The sequence below is a fragment of the Aureimonas jatrophae genome (assembly GCF_900104035.1).
GTDB classification, from domain to species: Bacteria; Pseudomonadota; Alphaproteobacteria; order Rhizobiales; family Rhizobiaceae; genus Aureimonas; species Aureimonas jatrophae.
Genome location: NZ_FNIT01000006.1, coordinates 154,087 through 173,899 on the forward strand (window position 1 = coordinate 154,087; position 19,813 = coordinate 173,899).

The window sequence follows — 19,813 nt, forward strand, 5'->3', positions numbered from 1 at the left end:
GGCTTTGCACGGCGCAGATCGTTTGCCGCCCGCCATCTCGTGTCCTCGAGTAACCCGGCCCGACGCGAGAGCCCTCGACTCACGTCCTGCGTGAACGTCGATCACCCCGTTCATGGAACGATGGAGCCGCCGGTCGGATCGTACCGCCGTGCGGATCGCTGGTTGGCACGAATGTTTCCGAGCGCTGATCCAGACTCGGTCCTCCAACCTTCGTCTTCCATCACGCCCGCACAAGCTTGTCGCCCCATGGTGGCCCCGTCACTCCCTGACAGCAGCGGAACATACGATGGCGATGGTCGCTCGGGCCGAGGCCCGAAAACTCCTGTCCAACCTCCAGGCACTTGGCGGTCGAAAGCTCGGTGCGCTGGCGATCGTCGGCCTCGTCGCGGTGGCTCTCGTCTCGCTCGGCGCCTACGCGCTGTCGCGCCCGACGACCGAGACGCTGTATTCCGGTCTCGACCGTCAGGATGTCACCCGCATCGGCGCCGCGCTGACGGAGGCCGGCATTCCGTTCGACGTGAATGCAGCCGGCGATACGGTATCCACCTCCGTCTCGCAGACCGCGCCCGCCCGCATGCTGCTCGCCGAGAAGGGTCTGCCCCGCTCCGACAAGGCGGGCTACGAGCTCTTCGATACGATGGGCTCAATGGGCCTGACCACCTTCATGCAGGAGGTGACGAAGGTCCGCGCCCTGGAAGGCGAGCTGTCCCGCACCATTCAGACGCTCAAGGACGTGCGCGCCGCCCGCGTCCATATCGTCCTGCCGGAGGCCGGTTCGTTCCGCCGTGACCAGCAGCCGCCCTCCGCGTCGGTCGTGATTCGCACCGACAACACCGAGGACTTCGCCAACGCGCAGGCCATCCGTCATCTCGTCGCCTCCGCCATTCCCGGCATGAAGGTTGATCAGGTGACGGTGCTCAACACGGACGGGACGCTTCTCGCCTCGGGTGACGACGCAGCTTCCGCCACGTCCACGAAGCAGCTCGGCATGGAAGGCATCGTCTCCCATTCGATCGAGGACTCGATTCGTCGCACGCTCGCGCCTTACCTCGGCGTCGGCAACTTCCAGTCCAGCGTCATCGCGCGCCTCGATACCGATCGTCGCCAGACCAGCGCACGCGTCTTCGATCCGGACGGCCGCGTCGAGCGTTCGACGCGCACGGTTCGCGAGACGGGCCAGTCCAACGACAGCCAGGCCAACCAGAACGCGGCGACGGCGGCACAGAACGTGCCCCAGGCCGCACCGGCAGCCGCCGCCAACGGCAACACGTCGTCGGAGGCCAACGAGCGCCGTGAGGAGCTGACCAACTACGAGATCAACGAGACCACGACGCAGACGGTGTCGGACGGCTACGACGTCAAGAAGCTGTCGGTCGCCGTGGTCGTGAACCGGGCGCGCCTTCTGGCGACTCTGGGCGAGAACCCGGCGCCCGAGGCGATCGACAAGGCCCTGAACGAGGTCCGCACGCTGGTCGCCTCGGCGGCCGGCATCACCGAAGCGCGCGGCGACCAGCTCGAGGTCACTGCGGTCGACTTCGTGTCCAATGGGCAGGAGCTCGAGCCGGTGCCGGCGCCGGGCGTGGCCGAGATGCTGCTGAAGCAGTCCGGCACGCTGGTGAACGCGCTCACCATCCTGGTCGTGGCTGTTCTCGTGATCTGGTTCGGCCTGAAGCCGGCGATCCGCGCCATCGCCGGACCGGGCGAGGGGGCGAACGACAACCTCGCGCTGGGCGGCGACCCGATCGAGTTGCGCAACCCGCTGCTCGACACGCCGGAGATCACCGGCATTCCGGGTGCGATGACCTTCTCCGAGGATCTAGCGGCCTCGCTCGGCTACGGCACGGATGGCGTCGGCTCCGACGAACTCCTCGACGAACTGACGCGCAACCGCGCGAACTCGCCCAAGGTCCGGCTGGAAAAACTTGTCGACTTCGACGAGGCGCAGGCGGCGGCGATCCTGAAGCAGTGGATTCACCAGAAAGAAGCGGCCTAACCGATGATCCCTCTCGCTCAGTTCCTGGCCGACGACAGCGGCGACGAGTTCGTGCCCCTGCGCGCGACGCCCCGCCCAACCCCAGTCGCGGCGCGCAGCCTGGACGCGACGCCGTCCCGCGCACCCGCTGCGGCACCGGTCGCGATGCGCCCCGCCTTCACCGCGGCAGCGCGCCCCGTCGCAGCGCCCGCCGCCGTACGCCCCGCCATTCCTGATCCGCGTGTCGCCTCGCGCGAGGTCGAGGCCGAGCGGATCGCCTTCGCGATGGAGCGGAACGCCCTGCGCGAGGAGATGCGGCAGGCCGTTGCGCGTGCCCGGCAGGACGCGCTGCAGGAAGGCGGCGATGCCGTGCGGCAGGACCTCGAAGCCGCCTCGGAAGCCCGCGTCGCGGAACTGCGCCGGCAGCTGGAGACCGATCACGCTGCGGCGCTTGCCGATGCTCGCCGCGCGTGGATCGAGAGCGAAGGCGAGCGCCTCGCCGATCTCGTCGTTCTTCAGATGGCCGTCTTCGAGGACGCGCTGCGCCAGACGCTGAACGCCATCCTGCGCCCGCTCGTTCTGGACGCGCGCAAGCGCCAGACCGTGGACGAGCTGGCCGGTGCCGTGAAGACGATCGCGTTCGACGGCCATGCGGTGAAGATCGCGGCCAGCGGCCCGAGCGATCTCTTGGAAGCCCTCGAAACCAAGCTCGGCGACCATGCCCGCCATGTTTCGTTCGACGCCGACGAGGCGCATACCGACGTGCGCATCGATGCGGACCAGACCGTGATCGAGACGCGCCTCGCTTCCTGGCTCAAGGCCGTGGAGGAGGCTCTCTCGTGAGCGCGGCCGGCCCCCCCGCCCACAACTCCGAAATCGTCATCGTTCGTCGTTCCGGCGAGATCGAGGACGGCCATCACGGCGGTGCCTGGAAGATCGCCTTCGCCGACTTCATGACGGCGATGATGGCGTTCTTTCTCGTGATGTGGCTGACGTCGGTGTCGGACGACGCGACCAAGAAGCAGATTGCCCAGTATTTCAATCCGATCGAGCTGAACAGCATGGTTCCCCCGACCGATGGCGTTCAGCAGACCGACACGGCGCCGTCCGACCCCAGCCGCAAGCCGCAGTCCGGTGAGCTGGAAGCGCCCGGCGAGCCCGGCGGAAAGCCGGTGGGCGGTGCCGCCAAGGGCGGCGAGGACCAGGCGCTGTTTCGCGATCCCTACGCGGTTCTCGCCGAGATCGTCGCGGAAGCGGGCGTCGGCAAGGGCGAAGGCGAGACGGCGGCCAAGCCGAACGGATCCGGCCTGCCGGGCCTGAACGGCGGCGATGCGTATCGCGACCCCTTCGACCCGACGACATGGCAGCTCGAGCCCAACGCGACGCGCGCGGCCGGCGACCAGGCGGTGGGCGATGCGGCTCAAAGCTTTGCGACGGTGGTGACGCCGGCCGAACCCGCGCCGGCACCGGCAGCGCCCGTGCAGAGCGCCGAGGGCGTCGACGCGGCGAAGCTGGAGAAGGAGATCGAGGCGAGCGGTCCCGCCGGCGCCGATATCGAGGTCAAGCCGGGCGAGGCCGGAAGCGGCGCCGTCACCATCTCGCTTGCCGATACGCTTGCCACGGGCATGTTCCAGATCGGCTCGGCCAAGCCGACCGCCGAGGCCATCCTGCTCATGGAGCGCATCGCCGCGATCCTGAAGGAGCGGTCCGGGCGCATCGTGATCCGGGGCCATACGGACGCTCGCCCCTACAGCGGCTCGGGGGCGCTCGACAACTGGCGCCTTTCGACGGACCGAGCGCACATGGCCTACTACATGCTCCGGCGCGGCGGCCTCGACGACAGCCGTGTGGAGGCGATCGAGGGCGTCGCCGACCGTCAGCCCAGCAACGCGGCCGATCCCGACGCGGCCAGCAACCGACGCATCGAGATCCTCCTTCAAGAGCCCAAGGCGTGACATCCCATTCGCGACATATGGCGTTGGCGGTGACGTGGCTTCTGGCCGCCTTCTGCGCGCCGGTGCGGGCCGAGGAAACGTCGGACGTGTCCGCGCCTCATGCCGCCCCGGCCGCCGAACCGGTCGAGGCGGCGGCGCAGCCGGCGGGTGACCACCCCGCCTGGCCCGCGACGCGCTCGCCCATGCCCTTCGACGTCATGCGCTCCGTGCAAGCGCTCCAGGATCAGGTCGCCCGCGGCAACTCGGCGGCGATCCGCGTTCAGGCCATGCTGTTGAGGCGGTTCACGCAGTCGTTTCTCCAGGCCGATCCCGCCGTCTGGCAGGATGCCCGCAACAAGCGAGCGGCGGTACTCTTCACGCTGAGTGGCGGACCGCCGGAACTTCTCGAGGGGCTGCATCGGGAAAAGCTCCTGGGTCCGGACTACGACGCGCTCGTCGAGGGCTCGCTTCTCTACGTGCGCAACGATCTCGAAGGCGCGTACAAGCAACTCGCCACCATCGATACGCTGCAACTGGAGCCGGTGCTCGGCGGGCAAATCAGTCTGGTTCTCGGCCAGATCCAGCAGTTCACCAAGCCGGTCGAGGCGTTGCAGCATCTGGATCGGGCGCGCCTGCTCGCTCCCGGCGGCCTGATCGAGGAGGCCGCCTTGCGGTTGCAGGCGCTGCTTTCCGACGAACAGGGCCGCCATGCCGAGGCCGATCGACTGGCACGCCGCTACTTCGACCGCTACGCCGACTCGACCTATGCCGCGAACTTCGAGGCACGCTTCGCCGCCATCATGACAGACCGGGTCCGCGAGGGAGCGCAGGCCGCGATGGTGGCGATGAGCGACGTCGTGGCGGGCCTTCCCGATGCCCGGCAGGACCGCCTGTTCCTATCGGTCGCTCGTCGGTCGCTTGTTGAGGGAGACCTCGACTTCGCTCGCCTCGCATCGGAGCGGGTTCTTCTGTCCGAAAACCTGTCGGGGCCGGATCGCAACCGCGCTCAACTCTACCAGACCGGCGCATCGCTCGCCGCGCTCGGGCCGGACGAGGGGGGACGGCGCCTGACCGCGATCGACCGCGCGCAGCTTCACCCCGAAGACGCCCTTCTGCTCGACGCGGCCTACCGCATCCTCGACGGGATCGGTGCGCCCGACGCAGCGGTCGCCGAAGCGGACGTCACCGACGTGCCCGTCCTCGCTCGCGCCGCACAGGCGCTGTCCGCCGCAAACGGCGAACTGGAGTCCGCCCGCCCATGAAGATCGACGCATCCCCTTTTCTGGCGCTCGAGAAGGATGCGGCACCGCGCGGTGCGCGCTCGGGCGGCGACGACGCGGGTGCAGGCCAAGCGTTTGGGGCCGCGGTTGCCAAGGCCGGCGAGAAGGGCACAGCCCCCAAGCGCGAAACCCTGGATCAGGAACGCAACGCCCCGACGCGGTCAACGGCCGATGACGGTGTAGCGGATACAGACAACCGCAAGGACACCGTCGCCGATGCCGCGATCACCGGTCAGACGCCTGCGGCGGATCTGATGGCGCTCGTGTCTGCCTTGGTCGCGCCCGACGCGACGGCCGAACCCGAGGGCGAACAGAAGGACGGCGAGACGGATCCGGCACTCGGGCGCGCGGCCCAATTGCACGAGGGCGAGGAACTCGGGGACGATGTCGCCGCGTCGCGACTGCCTCGCGTTCAGGTCCTGCGCACGGAAACGCATTTCGAGCCGCGCCTGGAAGGCGCCGTCATCGAGGCGGCAGAGGTCGCCTCGGCTTCGGCCTCCGCTTCCGAGGCAGATCTATCGGACGCTCTTGTTCAGGTCCTCAAAACCCAAGATGGCGCTGTCGCCGGCAAAGCGCCAGACACACTGCACCCTCATCTTGGATCGCAGGCCGCCGGAGAGCGCGCAAGCGAGCGGGAGACCGCACCGTCACGCGGACCGACCGTACCGGTTCGCTTCGACGAGGCCGTCGCACGTTTGGGACAGGGCGGCTCCGACACCGGCGGAGGGGCGGGCTCGAATGCACGCCAGGATGGGCACGGAACTGGGCGACGCGCCGCATCCGATCGGGCCGAGCCGGCATCGGCCGTTTCGCGCCTCGATACGCGCGCCGATATCGTCGCCGCGAGGACGGCCGACGACGGATCGTCCGGCGGCGGAAGCATTCCCGGACTGGCGTTGCAGGTCGCGGCACGGATCGCCGATGCGCTCGGGTCCGTTCCCGCCGCGAACGGCTCGGCGCCTGGCGATACCGCTTCCCAGCCCGCCGAGAACGCGCATCTTCGGATGCGGGCCGGCGGCGCCGCTTTGAAGACACTGACCATCCAGCTGCAGCCGGAACATCTCGGCACGCTGGAAGTGTCGATGCGCCTGCGCGAAGGCAAGCTCGCGATCGAGCTCGCCGCCTCCAAGCCGGAGGCCGCCGCTGCCTTGACGCAGGACCGCGATACGCTTCGCAAGGTCCTCGAGAGCGCCGGCTTCTCGCTCGACGATGCGGCGCTGACAGTGACGGTGCGGGACGCGCCCACTCTTCGGGCCAACGACACCGGCAGCTCGAACAGCGGCTCGGGCAGCGACCGGGGCGCATCCTCCTTCGCAGGCGGCCAGTCGAGCCAACGCGACGAGCCGCAGCAACAAGAGAGTCGCCTCCGCCATGCCGAGAGGCCGGGTGGCGAAACGGCTCCGACGGCGGCCTCCACCGGTGCCTCCGCGACGGCGCGGGCGGCCGGGCAAACCTACCTCTAAATCGCACCGACGCCAGACTTCTGGCTTTCGCCGGAAACACCAATTCCGGCGCTTCGTCGCGGGTTGAGACTTGCCCGTTGCGCACCCGACACAGCCGCTTCGGCACGTCGGTTGCAAGCCCGGCAAAAGGACGCTCGGTTAAGTAGAATCGTCGTGGCTTGGCATTCGTGCGAAAACAGAGAAATTATGCCTAACCAACTGTTAACGAACAGGAACCAACGGTCCTAGGTAAATTAAGCATTAACCCTATAGTGATTTTTAGGGATGGTGCGATTCGGACCCCGAAAGGTATCTCTGAGCCATCAGAACAGACCGGCGGCAGGGGTTTCAGATGATCGTTGTGGTGGATAATCGTGAGCTTGTGACGAGCGGCTACAAGTCGCTTTTCGGCAGCGAGGGCGTGTCGTCGGCAGGCTTCGGCGTCGACGAGTTCCGCGACTGGGTCGAGACCGCTTCGGACGCCGATATCTCCGCGGTGGAAGCCTTCCTGCTCGGCGAGTTTCCCGAGCGCAGCACCTACACCCGCCTCGTCCGTTCGCGTTCCGCCGCGCCGATGATCGCGCTGGCCGAGGCGAAGGCCCTCAACTCGACCCTCGATCTCTTTGCCGCCGGCATCGACGATGTGGTCGCCAAGCCGGTCCACGTGAAGGAGATCCTGGCTCGCGTCGGCGCCATCCGCCGCCGCGACGTGACGCTGGATCGGGCCCGCAACGTCGTTGACGAGATCGCGGTGTTTGCGGATGGCCGCGACGCCGAGGTGGGCGGCGAGCCGATGGTGTTGCCGCGCCGCGAACGCCGCATCCTCGAATATCTGGTGGCCAACAAGGGCCGTCGCGTTTCCAAGCAGCAGCTCTTCTCGGCGATCTACGGCATCTTCGACGAGAACGTCGAAGAGAACGTCATCGAGAGCCACATCTCGAAGCTGCGCAAGAAGCTCAAGATGCGCCTCGGCTACGATCCGGTCTCGTCCAAGCGGTACCTCGGCTACGGCATCGGCGTGTAACAATCGCAATTGAACTGATCTGCGGGCCCGGCCAATTGCCGGGCCTTTTTTATGCGGCCCGATGAATAGTTAATGAATAGTTAATGCGATAGAAACTAAACTTTGTACTGCTGCAGCCTGACGCAAGCCTCGGCTCGTATTCTTCTCGCGACAAACCTGACTCCCACGAACGAGAGACGGATCGCCATGAGTATCGGCAGCCTAATGCGGACCAGCGTTTCCGGTATGAACGCTCAGGCGACGCGCCTCAGCGCCGTCTCGGACAACATCGCCAACTCCAATACCAACGGCTACAAGCAGGCGACCACCGAGTTCTCGACGCAGATCCTGGCCCATAGCGGAGGCCAGTACAATTCGGGTGCGGTCGACGCCAACGTGCGGACCTTGGTGAGCCAGCAGGGCGGGATCACCTACACGGCGAACTCGACCAACTCCAAGAAGGTCGATCTGGCGATCCAGGGCAACGGTTTCCTGGTGGTCGGTGACGGCGCGGGGGGCAGCTTCCTGACGCGCGCGGGCGCCTTCACGCAGCAGGCGGACGGCACGCTCGTGAACGCGGCCGGTTACACGCTGATGGGCTACCCCGTGACGGCGGGTGGGACGGACTACACGCTGAACGGTTATGCGGGCCTCAAGGAGGTCAACATGGGCGCCAATCTCCTCAGCGCCAATCCGACCACCAAGGGCGAGCTCACGGCCAACCTGGATATGGGAGCCGAGAAGGTCGATACGACGGCAGCCGGCGTGGTGATCCCCTCCGCGATCACCAGCGCGACCGCTGCTGACGCCAAAATCACGTATACGTCCGCCAGCTCGCTCACCGTCTACGACAACTCGGGCAAGGCGGTGAAGCTCGACGTGTATTATACGAAGACCGACGACAACACGTGGGAGATGTCGGTCTTCAACGCCGCCGACGCGTCTCCCTCGACGGGTACGAACGCCTCGACCACCGCGCCCTTCCCCTACGGCAAGGCCAACGGGACGGGCACGGCACCCCTGCAGACATCGACGCTGACCTTCGATCCGGCGACCGGCAAGCTGACGGAGATCGATGGCGATGCGGTCGACACGGCGTCCAAGAATGGTTTTTTCAACATTGATCTCTCGGATCCGACAATAAACGGCCAGAAGATCGCGCTCAACATCAGCGACTTCACGCAGTACACCAAGGAATATTCGCCGCTCGTCGCGAAGGTCGACGGCAACCCGGCCGAGGTCATCGACAAGGTATCGATCGGAACCGACGGCACGGTCACGGCGACCTTCACGTCCGGAACGACACGCGATCTCTACAAGATTCCGCTCGCCATGGTGCAGGCGCCGGACAACCTCATCCACGTGTCGGGCAACGCCTACTCCGCCGGTGTGGAGTCTGGCACGATCCTGATGGGCTTTGGCGGCGACAACGGGTTCGGTGACCTCATCTCGGGCGCGCTCGAGGAGTCCACCGTCGATCTCGCGTCCGAACTCACCACCATGATCGAATCCCAGCGGTCCTACACCGCCAACTCCAAGGTCTTCCAGACCGGTTCGGAGATCATGGACGTTCTCGTCAACCTGAAGCGCTGACGATCCCGATACCCGGTTGACGGGCGGCGCATCGCCTTTCGTCAACCCCCTTCGCGGCGGGGCGATCCTCCCAGCCATCCGCCATTCTTCACCTTCGGATCCACCCGCATGTCGCTCTCGTCGGCTCTCAACACCGCCACGCAGTCGCTGGCCGCCAGCCAGGCGCAGACGGCGATCGTCTCGCGCAACATTTCGAACGTGAACACGCCGGGCGCGACGCTGAAATACGCCAACGTCGTGACCGGCGGGAACGGCGGCGTCGAGGTCCGCTCGATCTCCCAGTCGCAGAATACGGCCCTGTTTCGCAACGCGCTCGATACGAACGCGGTTCTGGCGAAGTCCACGGCCGTCTCGGACGGACTGGCCCGAATCAACGATCTGATCGGCGATACCGACAAGAACGGCTCCCCCGCCGCGAAGATCGCGGCTCTGTCGGACGCGATGCAGGACTTCGCGACGACGCCTGCCAGCGACTCCGTTGCCCGTACGGCGGTCTTTGCGGCCCGCGACGTCGCAGCGAACATTTCGGACGCCTACGGGGCCGTCGACCAGCTGCGCCGCGACGCCGACGACGCCTTGAGCGTTGCGGCCGACGATATGAATGCGATCCTTGCCAAGATCGAGAAGCTGAACGTGCGCATCGTCGCCGGCACGGCTGGCAAGACCGACGTCACCGACGAGGTGGACGAGCGCAACCGCCTGATAACCCAACTTTCGGGCTATGTCGGCGTCTCGGTCCAGACCCGCGAGAACGACGACGTCGCGCTCTACACCGACTCCGGCGTGACGCTTCTCGACCGGACCGCTCGCAAGATCGAGTTCGCTCGAACCTACCCGCTCGCCGACGGCAAGGCTGGCAATGCGTTCAAGATCGATGGCACGACGGTGACGGGCGCGAGCTCCGTCATGCCGCTGACGTCGGGCAAGGTCGCGGGCCTCGTGCAACTGCGCGACGAGACCACGGTCACCTATCAGGCCCAGCTGGATACGATGGCCGATGGCCTCGTCGCCGCGTTCCAGGAGGTGAACGCAACGAACCCTGCCGACAAGCAGCAGGGACTGTTCCAGTCCACCAAGTTCGGCCAGGCGGGATCTGCGCGAAGCTTGTCGGTTGCGGCCGCGGCCTTGGCGGATCCGTTCACGATCCGCGACGGCGGTATCAACGGCGCCAACTTCGAAGCCGACGTTCGCGGTTCAGGCGATAACTCCAACCTCAACGCGCGCATCGCGAACCTTGCCGCCAGCCTGCCTCGCCAGATCGACGGCAGTCCGGTCGAGGGCAGTCTCGTCAGCTTCGCGGCGTCGTCGCTGTCCTGGCTGCAGGGCGCGCGCTCCGATGCGATGGACAAGGTCGATTACCAGAAGACTCTGCTCGACCGCACCAACGAGACCTTGAGCAACGCGACCGGCATCAACCTCGATACGGAGCTGACAAAGCTCCTCGACCTGCAGCGGTCCTATCAGGCGTCTTCCAAGATCATCACGACCGTGGACGCGATGATGAACGCCCTTCTGACCGCCATCTGACGGGACGCCAGATCATGAGCAGCATCTCCTCCCTTTCCTTCGGCAACGCGTCCCGCGCGTCGATCCTTCGGATCCAGAACGCTCTGAAGGACGCGACCACGGAGGCCGGCAGCCTGCGGCATGCCGACGTCGGGCGCACGCTCGGCCAGCTGACCGGCAATGCGGTCAGCTATCGGACGCAGGAAACCAGCATCGCGCGCATGCTGGAGTCCAACAAGCTCGTGACCGCACGGCTCGAACTGACCGACGACACCATGGAGTCGATCTACAAGAGCGCCGAGACCTTTTCCGCCGGACTCATCACCGGCGCGGCGACCTCGAGCGGCACCGCGGCACTCGTCCAGAATGCGGCGAGCAACATCCAGCAACTCATCGGATCGCTGAACCTCAACGTCGAGGGCCAATACTACATGGCCGGCACGATGAGCGACGTCGTACCGGCCAAGGATGGGTCGGCAGATATCCGGACGAAATTCCAGGCCTTCCTGTCCGCCAGCGGCGCAACCGGTGTCGAGAACGTCGACCCCGACAAGCTTTCGGACTACTTCGGCGCCGGCTGGAGCGATGGTACGACTACCTACAAGTTCGATGACCTCTTCGAACTCGAGGTGGATGCAAACGGCCTCGAAAGCGGCGCGTGGAAGGACAACTGGTCAAACGCCACGAGCGACACGGCTCAGTCGCGCATCTCGAAGGCGGAAACGATCGCTTCCTCCGTTAGTGCCAACGAGTCGGCTTTCCGGAAGGTCGCATCGGCCTATGCGATGATCTCGTCGCTCGGCCTCGAAAAGATGGGCGAGGGCGTTCGTGCGATGGTCGCAACCGAAGCGACCAAGCGACTGAAGGCGGGCATGGACGAGATCGTGGCCCTGCGTGCCGACGTCGGCATGCGGCTCGGCCGGGTCGAGGCCTCCAATACCGCGCTCACGCAGCAGAAGGACGTCGTCTCGGCGGCTTTCCAGCGCCTCGAGGGCGTCGACGAGACAGAAGCCGCTCTTCGGTTGAATAGCCTCAAGACCCAGCTTGAGACCGCCTATGCGGTCACCGGCAAGCTGCAGGGCCTCAGCCTCCTCAACTACCTCTGACCGAAGGCCATCCCGCCTTCCCATGATCCCCAACGGGCATGACGCCCTGTCGCATCGAGGACCTGGAATGTATCAATTCTCCTATGCCGAGGTTGCCCAGGAAAGCTCGGCGTCGGCGCGCGAGCGCGAGCGCGAGGCCTTCGACCACATGCTCGCCTCGCTGGAGCGCGCCCAGGCGGCGGGAACCCGCTCGCGCGAGGCGACAGAGGCGATCTACGCGACGCGCAATCTCTGGTCGATCCTGGTCGAGGATCTCGCGAACCCCGAGAACGCGCTGCCCGAGGATCTGCGCGCCAGCCTGATCTCGATCGGTCTCTGGGTCATGCGCGAGGCCGAGGCGATCCGTCTAGGACGCGTCGACAGCTTCGACGCGATGATCGAGGTGACGACCATGATCCGCGACGGACTGGAAGCCTGAGCCATGTCGACGCTTCGCATCACGCTGAGAGCCGGCGAGCGGATCTTCGTCAACGGCGCGGTCATGCGCGTCGACCGGAAGACCCATCTCGAGTTCCTGAACGACGTGACCTTTCTCCTGGAAAGCCACGTCATGCAGGCAAGCGATGCCACCACGCCCGTCCGGCAGCTCTACTTCATCGTCCAGCTGATGCTGATCGATCCCGCAGGGGCCGACGACGCGCGGGCCGCCTTCGATCGGAGCTACCCCATGCTGATGGCGACGTTCTCCTCGGCGGATGTCCGTCACGGTCTCCAGGACGCGGCCGAGCTCTTGGAGCGCGATCGCACGTTCGAGGCGCTCAAGCGCCTGCGCTCCCTGATCCCGCTCGAGGATGCGATCCTCGGCGAACCCTCGCGCGAGGCCGCTGAGCCGATCGCCATCGCCGCCGGCCGCATGCCGGCCCTGGCCGGAGCCCGTTAGCCGATGTCCAACGTCACCAGCGCCACCGCCGGCTCGACCGCAGCCGCCGCCGTCCAGTCGGCGACGTCGAGCGAGATCAAGACCGGTCTCGACTACAACGCCTTCCTGCAGCTCCTCGTCGCCCAGATGAAGAATCAGGATCCGCTAAACCCGACGGATCCGACCCAGCAGATGAGCCAGCTCGCCTCGTTCTCGAACGTCGAGCAGTCGATCAAGCTCAACCAGAAGCTGGAAGCGATGACGACGCTGACCTCCCTGACGCAGGCCGATGCCTTGATCGGGCGCAAGCTGACGTCCGGCGACGGTGCGGTATCGGGCACGGTGAAGTCGCTTCAGGTCACGAACGAGGGAACGGTCGCCACGCTTGCGGACGGGAAGACGATCGTTCTGGGCTCGGGTGTGAAGGTCGAGTAGCCATGAACGAGGCCGATGCTCTCGATATCGTGCAGTCCGCCATCTGGACGGTCGTCGCCGCCAGCGGTCCCGCCGTCGGCGGGGCGATGCTGGTGGGCATCGTCATCGCCCTGTTTCAGGCGCTGACGCAGATCCAGGAGGTGACGCTGACCTTCGTGCCGAAGATTCTCGCCATCTTCGTCATCATCGCCTTCACGGCGACCTTTACGGGCGCGCAGGTCTATGCCTTCACGCAGGAGACCTTCGCCCGTATCGAGCACGGCTACTGACGCGAAAGGCCGCTCTGTCAGGCGGCCCTGACGTCACCGCTTGGCGTCGACGATCGGCTCGAAGCCTCCGACAATCATCCGTGCACCATCGAACGGCATGGCCTCGTCCTTGAGTCGCGGATCCGCGAAGATCGTCGGCATCGCTGCGTCCCGTACGGATTTCGACGGCCACTCGATCCACGAGAAGAGGACGACCTCGTTCTCCTCGGCCTGAACCGCGCGCCTGAAGTCCGTACGCTGGCCGACTGGCACGTCGTCGCCCCAGCCCTCGACGCCCCGCAGCGCTCCGTGTTCCAGAAAGATCGCCAGCGCAAGCTCCGCATGCTGGCGATAGGCGTCCCGGTTCGACCGGGGTACGGCAACCACGAAGCCATCGATGTAGCCCATCGCACTCGGCTCCCTTGTCGTGCTCATGCGGCCGCCGCCGCCTCCGCGGCCGCCATATCCATCCACATGACCTCCCAGATATGGCCGTCCGGGTCGGCATAGGATCGACCGTACAGGAAACCGAAATCCTGTGTCGGCGTCGGGTCGGCTCGACCACCTGCCGCCGTCGCTCGCTCGACCATGGCATCGACGTCGTCACGCGCCTCCTGCGAAACGCAGAGAAGGACCTGAGCGTCCGCATGCGCGTCGATGATCCGACGCGTCGTGAACTGACGGAACTTGTCGTGCGTCAGGAGCATCACGTGGATTGTCTCGGAGACAACCATGCAGGCCGCCGTCCCGTCGCTGAACTGCGGGTTTCGGCGGGCGCCTGTTGCCTCGTAGAAGCGGATCGACCTGTCGAGATCGGTCACTGGCAGGTTGATGAAGATGAGTTGCGGCATGGTCCCCTCCCGCTGGCTGATCGACTTGCCAACGGAGCGTCGCCTTTCTAGTTATCAAATACAATGGAAAAGGTAGATAAAATAACCAAGACGACGCGTCGTCGTTACGAGGACGCCTGCGCAGCCGCTCATGCGCTCGACCTCGTCGGCGAACGGTGGGCTCTTCTCGTCATGCGCGAACTCATGCTAGGTCCGCGTCGCTTCACCGATCTACGAGCGGGACTGCCGGGCCTCAGCGCCAACGTTCTGACCCAGCGTCTGGGCGATCTGGAGCAAGCAGGGATCCTCGTGCGTCGACGCCTGCCGCCGCCCGCCAACGTCGCGGTCTACGCCCTGACCGATTGGGGCCTCGAAGCGGAGCCCATCCTGCAGGTCATGGGTCGTTGGGCCGCGCGTTCGCCGCGCCATGACCCGACCATGCCGATCAGCGTCGCATCACTGGTCCTGTCGCTGCGCACCATGTTCGATGCGGAACGCGCGCAAGACTATGACGGACGGCTGAGGCTGCGCATGAACGAAGAAAGCTATCTCCTTGAGATCCGGCATCGCGCCCTGCGTATCGAGCGCCAAGCCGACGAGAGCACGGCCGGCGCATCCTTGGAGGGGATACCCGCTTCGATCGCCGCATTTATCTACGGCGGTATCCCCTTGCGGGACTTGGAGAACACGCATTCGCTACACGTGGCCGGCGATCGTCGGCTGATCGAGGCGCTTCCACCCTTCTTTCCCCTGCCCACGAAGGCGTCCGCCCCCCTCCAGCCCGGCAAAAGTTAACGGCGCGATAACCGGTTCGCGCCGAAGGCCCGGACCGGATACGCCGTTCGCCCGTCGGCCGCGCCTTTGCGCGAGGAGCCGATGACTGCCGATACGATGAAGCTTGCCGGGCCCGCCTCGACGCAGGGAGCGGCGGTCCGCTCCTCGCGCGATATCGGATTTGCGATCGGCATCGTCGCGATCCTGGCCGTTCTCTTCGTGCCGATCCCCGCCTTCGTGATCGACATGGGCCTGGTCCTGTCGATCGCGCTGTCGATCCTGATCCTGATGGTGGCGCTTTGGATCGAGAAGCCGCTCGACTTCTCGGCGTTCCCGACCGTCCTTCTCCTCGCCACGATGTTGCGCCTGTCCCTCAACATCGCGACGACGCGTGTCATCCTCAGTCATGGCGACCAGGGGCACAACGCGGCCGGCTATGTGATCGGCGGCTTCTCGCAGTTCGTCATGGGCGGCGACTTCGTGATCGGCATCGTGGTCTTCATCATCCTGATCACGGTGAACTTCCTCGTCATCACGAAGGGCGCGACCCGTATCGCGGAGGTCGGCGCCCGCTTCACGCTCGACGCCATCCCCGGCAAGCAGATGGCGATCGACGCCGACCTGTCAGCGGGTCTCATCGACGAGAAGCAGGCACAGACGCGTCGGCGCGAGCTGGAGGAGGAGTCGAGCTTCTTCGGCTCCATGGACGGTGCCTCGAAGTTCGTGCGCGGCGATGCGATCGCCGGTCTCATCATCACCGCCGTCAACATCTTCGGCGGCATCATCATCGGCGTCACGCGTCACGGCATGGATGCCGGCCATGCGGCCGACGTCTTCGTGAAACTCTCCGTCGGCGACGGTCTGGTCACGCAGATCCCCGCGCTTGTCGTCTCGCTGGCCGCCGGTCTTCTGGTCTCGAAGGGCGGAACCCGCGGCGCGGCGGAAAAGGCGATCATGACGCAGCTCGGGCACTACCCGCGCGCGCTGATGGTCGCCGCCGCGCTGCTGGGCATCCTGTCGCTTCTCCCCGGTCTGCCGTTCCTGCCTTTCGCCGCGGTATCGGGCGGCCTGGCTGCGCTGGCCTACGCCATTCCCCGCCAGCGTGCCGAAACGCAGCGCCGGGCGGACGAAGAGACGGCCGAGCGCGAGGCCAAGGCGATCGAGGCCGAGCGCCAGTCGGTCAAGGAAAGCCTGCGCATCATAGAGGTGGAGCTCGTGCTCGGCAAGCAGCTGGCCGCCCACCTCAACTTCTCGCGCGACGAGCTGGCCAATCGCGTCGGCAAGATGCGGCGCCGTTTCGCGTCGCGCTACGGCTTCGTGATTCCCGAGATCAAGCTGTCGGACGACCTCAACGTCGATCCGCGATCCTACGAGATTAAGGTGCACGGCACGACGGTGGCGACCCAACCGCTGCGGCTGGGAGATCGGCTGATTGTTCTTGGCGAAAGCGCGGCTCCCGACATCCCGCACGACCTGACGCGAGAGCCGGCGTTCGGTCTGCGGGCGGCCTGGATCTCGGAAACCTTCTCGGCAGCCGCTCGGCGCGCGGGGTTCGAGCCCGTGGACACGCTGTCGATCATGCTGACGCACCTGTCCGAGGTCCTGCGCAACAACCTGGCCCAGCTTCTGTCCTACAAGGACATGCGCTCGCTGCTCGACCGGCTCGAGCCGGAATACAAGCGCTTGATCGACGAGATCGTCCCGTCGCACATGAGCTATTCCGGACTGCAGGCCGTTCTCAAGCTGCTGCTGGCGGAGCGCGTTTCGGTCCGCAATCTTACCCTGATCCTCGAGGCCGTGGCCGAGATCGCGCCTCACGCGCGGCGCTCCGAGCGCATCGTCGAGCATGTGCGCACGCGCATGGCGCAGCAGATCTGCGGCGATCTGCTGCACAACGGTCAGCTGTCGGTGCTGCGGCTCGGCAACCGCTGGGATCTTGCCTTCCATCAGGCGCTCAAGCGCGATCCGAAGGGCGATGTCGTCGAGTTCGACATCGATCCGCGTCTGGTGGAGCAGTTCGCGGGCGAGGCGTCGAAGATCATCCGCGAGAAGACCGAGCAGGGCGAGAACTTCGTTCTGGTCGCGTCGCCCGACGCCCGTCCTTACGTCCGCATGATGATCGAGCGCATCTTCGTGAACCTGCCGGTTCTGTCGCATCTCGAGATCGCGCGCGGTGTCGACATCAAGGCCCTGGGCTCGATCTCGTGACCGCGGAAACGCAGGCGACGATCATCGCCGCCTTCCTGATCTTCTGTCGCGTCGGTGCCTGCCTGATGCTGTTGCCCGGCTACGCCAGCGTGCGGATCCCGGCTCAGGTTCGCCTCTTCATCGCCATCGCTCTCTCGCTCGCCATCTCTCCGGGACTGATGCCCGCGATCCGCCCCATGGTGGCGGGCGCGACCGACGACATGCGGATCGCCATGGCGATGGGCGAACTGGCAACCGGACTTCTGATCGGCCTCCTTGGCCGCGTCTTCATGGCGGCGCTGCAATTTGCGGGCTCGCTTGTCGCCAACGCGATCGGCATGGGGCAGACCCTGGGCGTGCCGATCGAGGATCACGAGGCCGTTCCGGCCCTCGTCACGCTCGTGACGATGACCGCGACGGTTCTGATCTTCTCGCTGAACCTGCATGCCGAGATCGTCAAGGCGCTCGTGGCCTCCTACGGCGCCATGCCGGTGGAGCGCGGGTTCGGCATCCGGGCGGCGCTGGCTTCGCTGGTCGATAATCTCGACGAGACCTTTCGGCTGTGCCTGCGCATCTCGAGCCCCTTCGTCGTCTATGCCGTCGTCGTGAACTTCGCGATCGGCCTGGCCAACAAGATGACGCCGCAACTTCCGGTCTACTTCATCTCGCTGCCCTTCACGCTCGCCGGCGGCCTGGTGCTTCTTGGGTTTTCGGTCCGCGAGTTCCTGACGATCTTCGTGGAAGCCTATCGCACCTGGGTCCTGTTCGGATGAGCGCGGGGCGGGCCGATCGGCTGGCCCGTGTTCGGGCGGTTCTGGACCAGAAGCGGCAACTCGCCGAATGGAACCAGGCGCGCTGTCGCCGCGAGGAGGCCGAGCGTGATGCTCTGAGCGTCGAGCTTCTCCAGACGCTGGGCGACCAGTCGCTCATGCAGGGCCTGTTTCTCGAAGCCAAGGCCAATGCCATTCGCCGCAACGACGCGGAACTGGCCGCGGCACGGATCGCATCCGAAAAGGCGACCATAGCCGCGCGTGAGGCCGGCGCCACGCAGAAACGGGTCGAGCGCGCCGAAGCGCGTGCTCGGGTGGACGAGGCCGCTGCGAAGGAGCGCGCGAGCCTTCTCGACATTCTGGACGACCATCTGGCCGCGCAAGCGATGCGCCGCCTCTGATGCTCTCGCAAGCTTCGAATAAGTGGAAACCTGTATCCCTATGAACACGACAGGTCCGGCATCGTCCGGATCGCGCCGAGGGCAGGATTTCCGATGACGAGCGTGACCGCACCCACCGCGACCCAGGCTGCCGCATCGGCTTCGCTGACGCGCACCGGCACGACGGTCGCGAGCGTGGACGCGGATCGTGGCTTTGCCGCCGCGATGAACGAAGTGGGAGCGACGACATCCGCCGCGCCCGACACAAGCGTCGCGTTTCGCCACCAGACCTCGCGCAGCGGGGAACTCAAGCCCGAACAGGCCTTCGAGAGTTTCGTCCTGCGTTCCTTCATCGAAGAGATGCTGCCGAAGGAGAACACGGCGGTCTTCGGCTCGGGTACCGCCGGTAACATCTGGCGCTCGATGCTTGCGGAGCGCATCGCCGACGAGATGGCGGCGGGCGGCGGCATCGGCATCGCGAAGACGATCTCACGCGACGCACCCGCCAAGCCCGACTGATCCGGCAAGCCTCTCGATACCCATTCGACCACGTCGGCTTCGGCCGCACAGGAAGGACATACGCAGTTGGAAGCGGTTCTTACCCAAGCCATCAATCGCCTCGAAGCGGTGCTCGCCGGCGAAACCATGGCCCTGATGGCCGGCGACCACGTCGGGCTCGGCGACATCGCCAACCGCAAGAACCAAAGCCTCCTCGAACTGTCGCGCATCTCGCGCGGTCTCGATGCCGCGTCGATGAGCGATGGACTGCGCGGCCGTATCGGAACCCTTCGCTCGCGCCTCGACGACAACCGGCGCCTGCTGGAACTCCACATCGAGGCGACCACCGAGGTCGCCGGTCTGATCGCGCAGAGCATCGCCGATGCGGAATCGGACGGGACCTACGCGGTCACCTCGCGGGGCGTTGCGGTCAAATGATCAAGGTTCTGGCGATCGGCCTCTGGGTCTGCGCGGCAACGCTCGGGTCGAGCTGGGTCGCGGCGAACCTGCGCGCCGGGGAGAGTGCGGAGGCTCCGAAGAAGCCCGACTTCTTCGAAGGGCTCGATTACCGCAAGACCGATAGCATCGCCGTCCCGCTGATCGCCGATAACGCGATCAGGGGATATGCCTTGGCGCGCTTCGTCTACACGATCGACGGCGAGCTCGCCGCCTCACTGTCCGTGCCTCCGGATCCGGTGATCCTCGACGAGGCCTTCCGCGCCGTCTACTCCGTCTCGGGCTTCGACTTCGAACACCCCGAACGATACGATCTCGCCGCTCTGGTCGCGTCCGTAAAATCCGCGGTCAACACCCGCTACGGCCGGGACGTCGTCGAAGACGTCATGGTGGACCAGTTCGACTTCATTCCGAAATCGCCGACCGGCCCGCTCGCCGAGGTGAAGGCCGCGCAGCTTCCCTAAGCATCCGGTTAACCATTCCCCAACCGGGAGGCTGGTAAACAGCGAGCAGGCCTTTGCCCCGCCGGACAGCTGTCCG

The 19,813-nt window shown here is 66.0% G+C and carries 22 protein-coding genes; 20 read left to right on the forward strand and 2 right to left on the reverse strand.

The window, feature by feature from the left end; genetic code table 11:
• Window positions 1-292: 292 nt before the first annotated feature.
• From fliF to fliQ, 13 genes are all read left to right on the forward strand, one after another.
• A complete protein-coding gene (gene fliF / locus BLQ76_RS14255) occupies window positions 293-1,993 on the forward strand; it encodes a flagellar basal-body MS-ring/collar protein FliF (RefSeq protein WP_090674828.1) in 1,701 nt (566 codons plus the stop codon).
• Window positions 1,994-1,996: 3 nt separating this feature from the next.
• On the forward strand, window positions 1,997-2,815 hold the full coding sequence (locus tag BLQ76_RS21750) for a hypothetical protein (protein WP_139184017.1): 819 nt from the start codon (window positions 1,997-1,999) through the stop codon (window positions 2,813-2,815).
• A complete protein-coding gene (locus tag BLQ76_RS14260; RefSeq protein ID WP_280140072.1) occupies window positions 2,812-3,927 on the forward strand; it encodes a flagellar motor protein MotB in 1,116 nt (371 codons plus the stop codon). Before BLQ76_RS21750 ends, BLQ76_RS14260 begins: the two co-directional genes overlap by 4 nt.
• The gene (locus BLQ76_RS14265) at window positions 3,924-5,168 is read left to right on the forward strand and encodes a hypothetical protein (RefSeq protein WP_139184018.1); all 1,245 of its coding nucleotides are present in this window, start codon (window positions 3,924-3,926) and stop codon (window positions 5,166-5,168) included. The genes BLQ76_RS14260 and BLQ76_RS14265 overlap by 4 nt, the downstream gene beginning before the upstream one ends.
• Window positions 5,165-6,649, forward strand: a complete 1,485-nt coding sequence (locus tag BLQ76_RS14270; protein WP_090674484.1) for a flagellar hook-length control protein FliK — start codon at window positions 5,165-5,167, stop codon at window positions 6,647-6,649. Before BLQ76_RS14265 ends, BLQ76_RS14270 begins: the two co-directional genes overlap by 4 nt.
• A 331-nt stretch (window positions 6,650-6,980) precedes the next feature.
• A complete protein-coding gene (locus tag BLQ76_RS14275) occupies window positions 6,981-7,652 on the forward strand; it encodes a response regulator transcription factor (protein ID WP_090674487.1) in 672 nt (223 codons plus the stop codon).
• 186 nt (window positions 7,653-7,838) lie between these two features.
• Window positions 7,839-9,224: a flagellar hook protein FlgE gene (locus BLQ76_RS14280; protein ID WP_090674489.1), complete on the forward strand. Its 1,386-nt coding sequence runs from the start codon at window positions 7,839-7,841 to the stop codon at window positions 9,222-9,224.
• A 108-nt stretch (window positions 9,225-9,332) separates the two neighbouring features.
• Window positions 9,333-10,751 carry a flagellar hook-associated protein FlgK gene (gene flgK / locus BLQ76_RS14285; protein ID WP_090674491.1) on the forward strand — a complete coding sequence of 473 codons (1,419 nt, stop codon included), beginning with the start codon at window positions 9,333-9,335 and terminating at the stop codon, window positions 10,749-10,751.
• Window positions 10,752-10,765: 14 nt separating this feature from the next.
• Complete coding sequence (locus BLQ76_RS14290) at window positions 10,766-11,836, forward strand: flagellar hook-associated family protein (RefSeq protein ID WP_090674493.1); 1,071 nt, start codon at window positions 10,766-10,768, stop codon at window positions 11,834-11,836.
• A gap of 67 nt (window positions 11,837-11,903) precedes the next feature.
• Complete coding sequence (gene flaF, locus BLQ76_RS14295; protein ID WP_090674496.1) at window positions 11,904-12,254, forward strand: flagellar biosynthesis regulator FlaF; 351 nt, start codon at window positions 11,904-11,906, stop codon at window positions 12,252-12,254.
• Between the two features lie 3 nt (window positions 12,255-12,257).
• Window positions 12,258-12,716 (forward strand): flagellar biosynthesis repressor FlbT, encoded by a 459-nt coding sequence (gene flbT, locus BLQ76_RS14300; protein ID WP_090674498.1) that lies wholly within the window; start codon window positions 12,258-12,260, stop codon window positions 12,714-12,716.
• Window positions 12,717-12,719: 3 nt separating this feature from the next.
• Complete coding sequence (flgD, locus tag BLQ76_RS14305) at window positions 12,720-13,130, forward strand: flagellar hook assembly protein FlgD (RefSeq protein ID WP_090674500.1); 411 nt, start codon at window positions 12,720-12,722, stop codon at window positions 13,128-13,130.
• A 2-nt stretch (window positions 13,131-13,132) separates the two neighbouring features.
• A complete protein-coding gene (gene fliQ / locus BLQ76_RS14310) occupies window positions 13,133-13,399 on the forward strand; it encodes a flagellar biosynthesis protein FliQ (protein WP_090674503.1) in 267 nt (88 codons plus the stop codon).
• Window positions 13,400-13,432: 33 nt separating this feature from the next.
• Here fliQ and BLQ76_RS14315 read toward each other — a convergent pair whose 3' ends face one another.
• Window positions 13,433-13,813 (reverse strand): DUF1428 domain-containing protein, encoded by a 381-nt coding sequence (locus BLQ76_RS14315; RefSeq protein WP_425285166.1) that lies wholly within the window; start codon window positions 13,811-13,813, stop codon window positions 13,433-13,435.
• Entirely contained in the window at window positions 13,810-14,229 is a 420-nt protein-coding gene (locus BLQ76_RS14320) for a VOC family protein (protein WP_090674507.1), read from the reverse strand. Before BLQ76_RS14320 ends, BLQ76_RS14315 begins: the two co-directional genes overlap by 4 nt.
• Window positions 14,230-14,292: 63 nt before the next feature.
• Here BLQ76_RS14320 and BLQ76_RS14325 point away from each other — a divergent pair, with 63 nt between their 5' ends.
• From BLQ76_RS14325 to BLQ76_RS14355, 7 genes are all read left to right on the forward strand, one after another.
• Window positions 14,293-15,003 carry a winged helix-turn-helix transcriptional regulator gene (locus tag BLQ76_RS14325; RefSeq protein WP_090674510.1) on the forward strand — a complete coding sequence of 237 codons (711 nt, stop codon included), beginning with the start codon at window positions 14,293-14,295 and terminating at the stop codon, window positions 15,001-15,003.
• A 96-nt stretch (window positions 15,004-15,099) separates the two neighbouring features.
• On the forward strand, window positions 15,100-17,190 hold the full coding sequence (gene flhA, locus BLQ76_RS14330; RefSeq protein WP_244519653.1) for a flagellar biosynthesis protein FlhA: 2,091 nt from the start codon (window positions 15,100-15,102) through the stop codon (window positions 17,188-17,190).
• The gene (locus BLQ76_RS14335; protein WP_090674513.1) at window positions 17,187-17,942 is read left to right on the forward strand and encodes a flagellar biosynthetic protein FliR; all 756 of its coding nucleotides are present in this window, start codon (window positions 17,187-17,189) and stop codon (window positions 17,940-17,942) included. Before flhA ends, BLQ76_RS14335 begins: the two co-directional genes overlap by 4 nt.
• The gene (locus tag BLQ76_RS14340) at window positions 17,939-18,340 is read left to right on the forward strand and encodes a hypothetical protein (RefSeq protein WP_090674516.1); all 402 of its coding nucleotides are present in this window, start codon (window positions 17,939-17,941) and stop codon (window positions 18,338-18,340) included. The genes BLQ76_RS14335 and BLQ76_RS14340 overlap by 4 nt, the downstream gene beginning before the upstream one ends.
• Window positions 18,341-18,433: 93 nt before the next feature.
• Window positions 18,434-18,838, forward strand: a complete 405-nt coding sequence (locus BLQ76_RS14345) for a rod-binding protein (RefSeq protein ID WP_090674519.1) — start codon at window positions 18,434-18,436, stop codon at window positions 18,836-18,838.
• A gap of 66 nt (window positions 18,839-18,904) precedes the next feature.
• Window positions 18,905-19,255 (forward strand): hypothetical protein, encoded by a 351-nt coding sequence (locus tag BLQ76_RS14350; protein ID WP_090674520.1) that lies wholly within the window; start codon window positions 18,905-18,907, stop codon window positions 19,253-19,255.
• Window positions 19,252-19,737 carry a hypothetical protein gene (locus BLQ76_RS14355; RefSeq protein WP_090674522.1) on the forward strand — a complete coding sequence of 162 codons (486 nt, stop codon included), beginning with the start codon at window positions 19,252-19,254 and terminating at the stop codon, window positions 19,735-19,737. The genes BLQ76_RS14350 and BLQ76_RS14355 overlap by 4 nt, the downstream gene beginning before the upstream one ends.
• The last annotated feature ends 76 nt before the right edge of the window (window positions 19,738-19,813 follow it).

What these genes read in the sequence shown, in the direction of transcription:
- fliF (WP_090674828.1), top strand. Translation starts at nt 293, where the DNA reads ATGGTCGCTCGGGCCGAGGCCCGAAAACTCCTGTCCAACCTCCAGGCA.
- BLQ76_RS14315 (WP_425285166.1), bottom strand. Translation starts at nt 13,813, where the DNA reads ATGAGCACGACAAGGGAGCCGAGTGCGATGGGCTACATCGATGGCTTC.
- BLQ76_RS14275 (WP_090674487.1), top strand. Translation starts at nt 6,981, where the DNA reads ATGATCGTTGTGGTGGATAATCGTGAGCTTGTGACGAGCGGCTACAAG.
- flaF (WP_090674496.1), top strand. Translation starts at nt 11,904, where the DNA reads ATGTATCAATTCTCCTATGCCGAGGTTGCCCAGGAAAGCTCGGCGTCG.
- BLQ76_RS14325 (WP_090674510.1), top strand. Translation starts at nt 14,293, where the DNA reads ATGGAAAAGGTAGATAAAATAACCAAGACGACGCGTCGTCGTTACGAG.
- BLQ76_RS14270 (WP_090674484.1), top strand. Translation starts at nt 5,165, where the DNA reads ATGAAGATCGACGCATCCCCTTTTCTGGCGCTCGAGAAGGATGCGGCA.
- BLQ76_RS14345 (WP_090674519.1), top strand. Translation starts at nt 18,434, where the DNA reads ATGACGAGCGTGACCGCACCCACCGCGACCCAGGCTGCCGCATCGGCT.
- BLQ76_RS14290 (WP_090674493.1), top strand. Translation starts at nt 10,766, where the DNA reads ATGAGCAGCATCTCCTCCCTTTCCTTCGGCAACGCGTCCCGCGCGTCG.
- flbT (WP_090674498.1), top strand. Translation starts at nt 12,258, where the DNA reads ATGTCGACGCTTCGCATCACGCTGAGAGCCGGCGAGCGGATCTTCGTC.
- flgD (WP_090674500.1), top strand. Translation starts at nt 12,720, where the DNA reads ATGTCCAACGTCACCAGCGCCACCGCCGGCTCGACCGCAGCCGCCGCC.
- fliQ (WP_090674503.1), top strand. Translation starts at nt 13,133, where the DNA reads ATGAACGAGGCCGATGCTCTCGATATCGTGCAGTCCGCCATCTGGACG.
- BLQ76_RS14355 (WP_090674522.1), top strand. Translation starts at nt 19,252, where the DNA reads ATGATCAAGGTTCTGGCGATCGGCCTCTGGGTCTGCGCGGCAACGCTC.
- BLQ76_RS21750 (WP_139184017.1), top strand. Translation starts at nt 1,997, where the DNA reads ATGATCCCTCTCGCTCAGTTCCTGGCCGACGACAGCGGCGACGAGTTC.
- BLQ76_RS14320 (WP_090674507.1), bottom strand. Translation starts at nt 14,229, where the DNA reads ATGCCGCAACTCATCTTCATCAACCTGCCAGTGACCGATCTCGACAGG.
- flhA (WP_244519653.1), top strand. Translation starts at nt 15,100, where the DNA reads ATGAAGCTTGCCGGGCCCGCCTCGACGCAGGGAGCGGCGGTCCGCTCC.
- flgK (WP_090674491.1), top strand. Translation starts at nt 9,333, where the DNA reads ATGTCGCTCTCGTCGGCTCTCAACACCGCCACGCAGTCGCTGGCCGCC.
- BLQ76_RS14340 (WP_090674516.1), top strand. Translation starts at nt 17,939, where the DNA reads ATGAGCGCGGGGCGGGCCGATCGGCTGGCCCGTGTTCGGGCGGTTCTG.
- BLQ76_RS14280 (WP_090674489.1), top strand. Translation starts at nt 7,839, where the DNA reads ATGAGTATCGGCAGCCTAATGCGGACCAGCGTTTCCGGTATGAACGCT.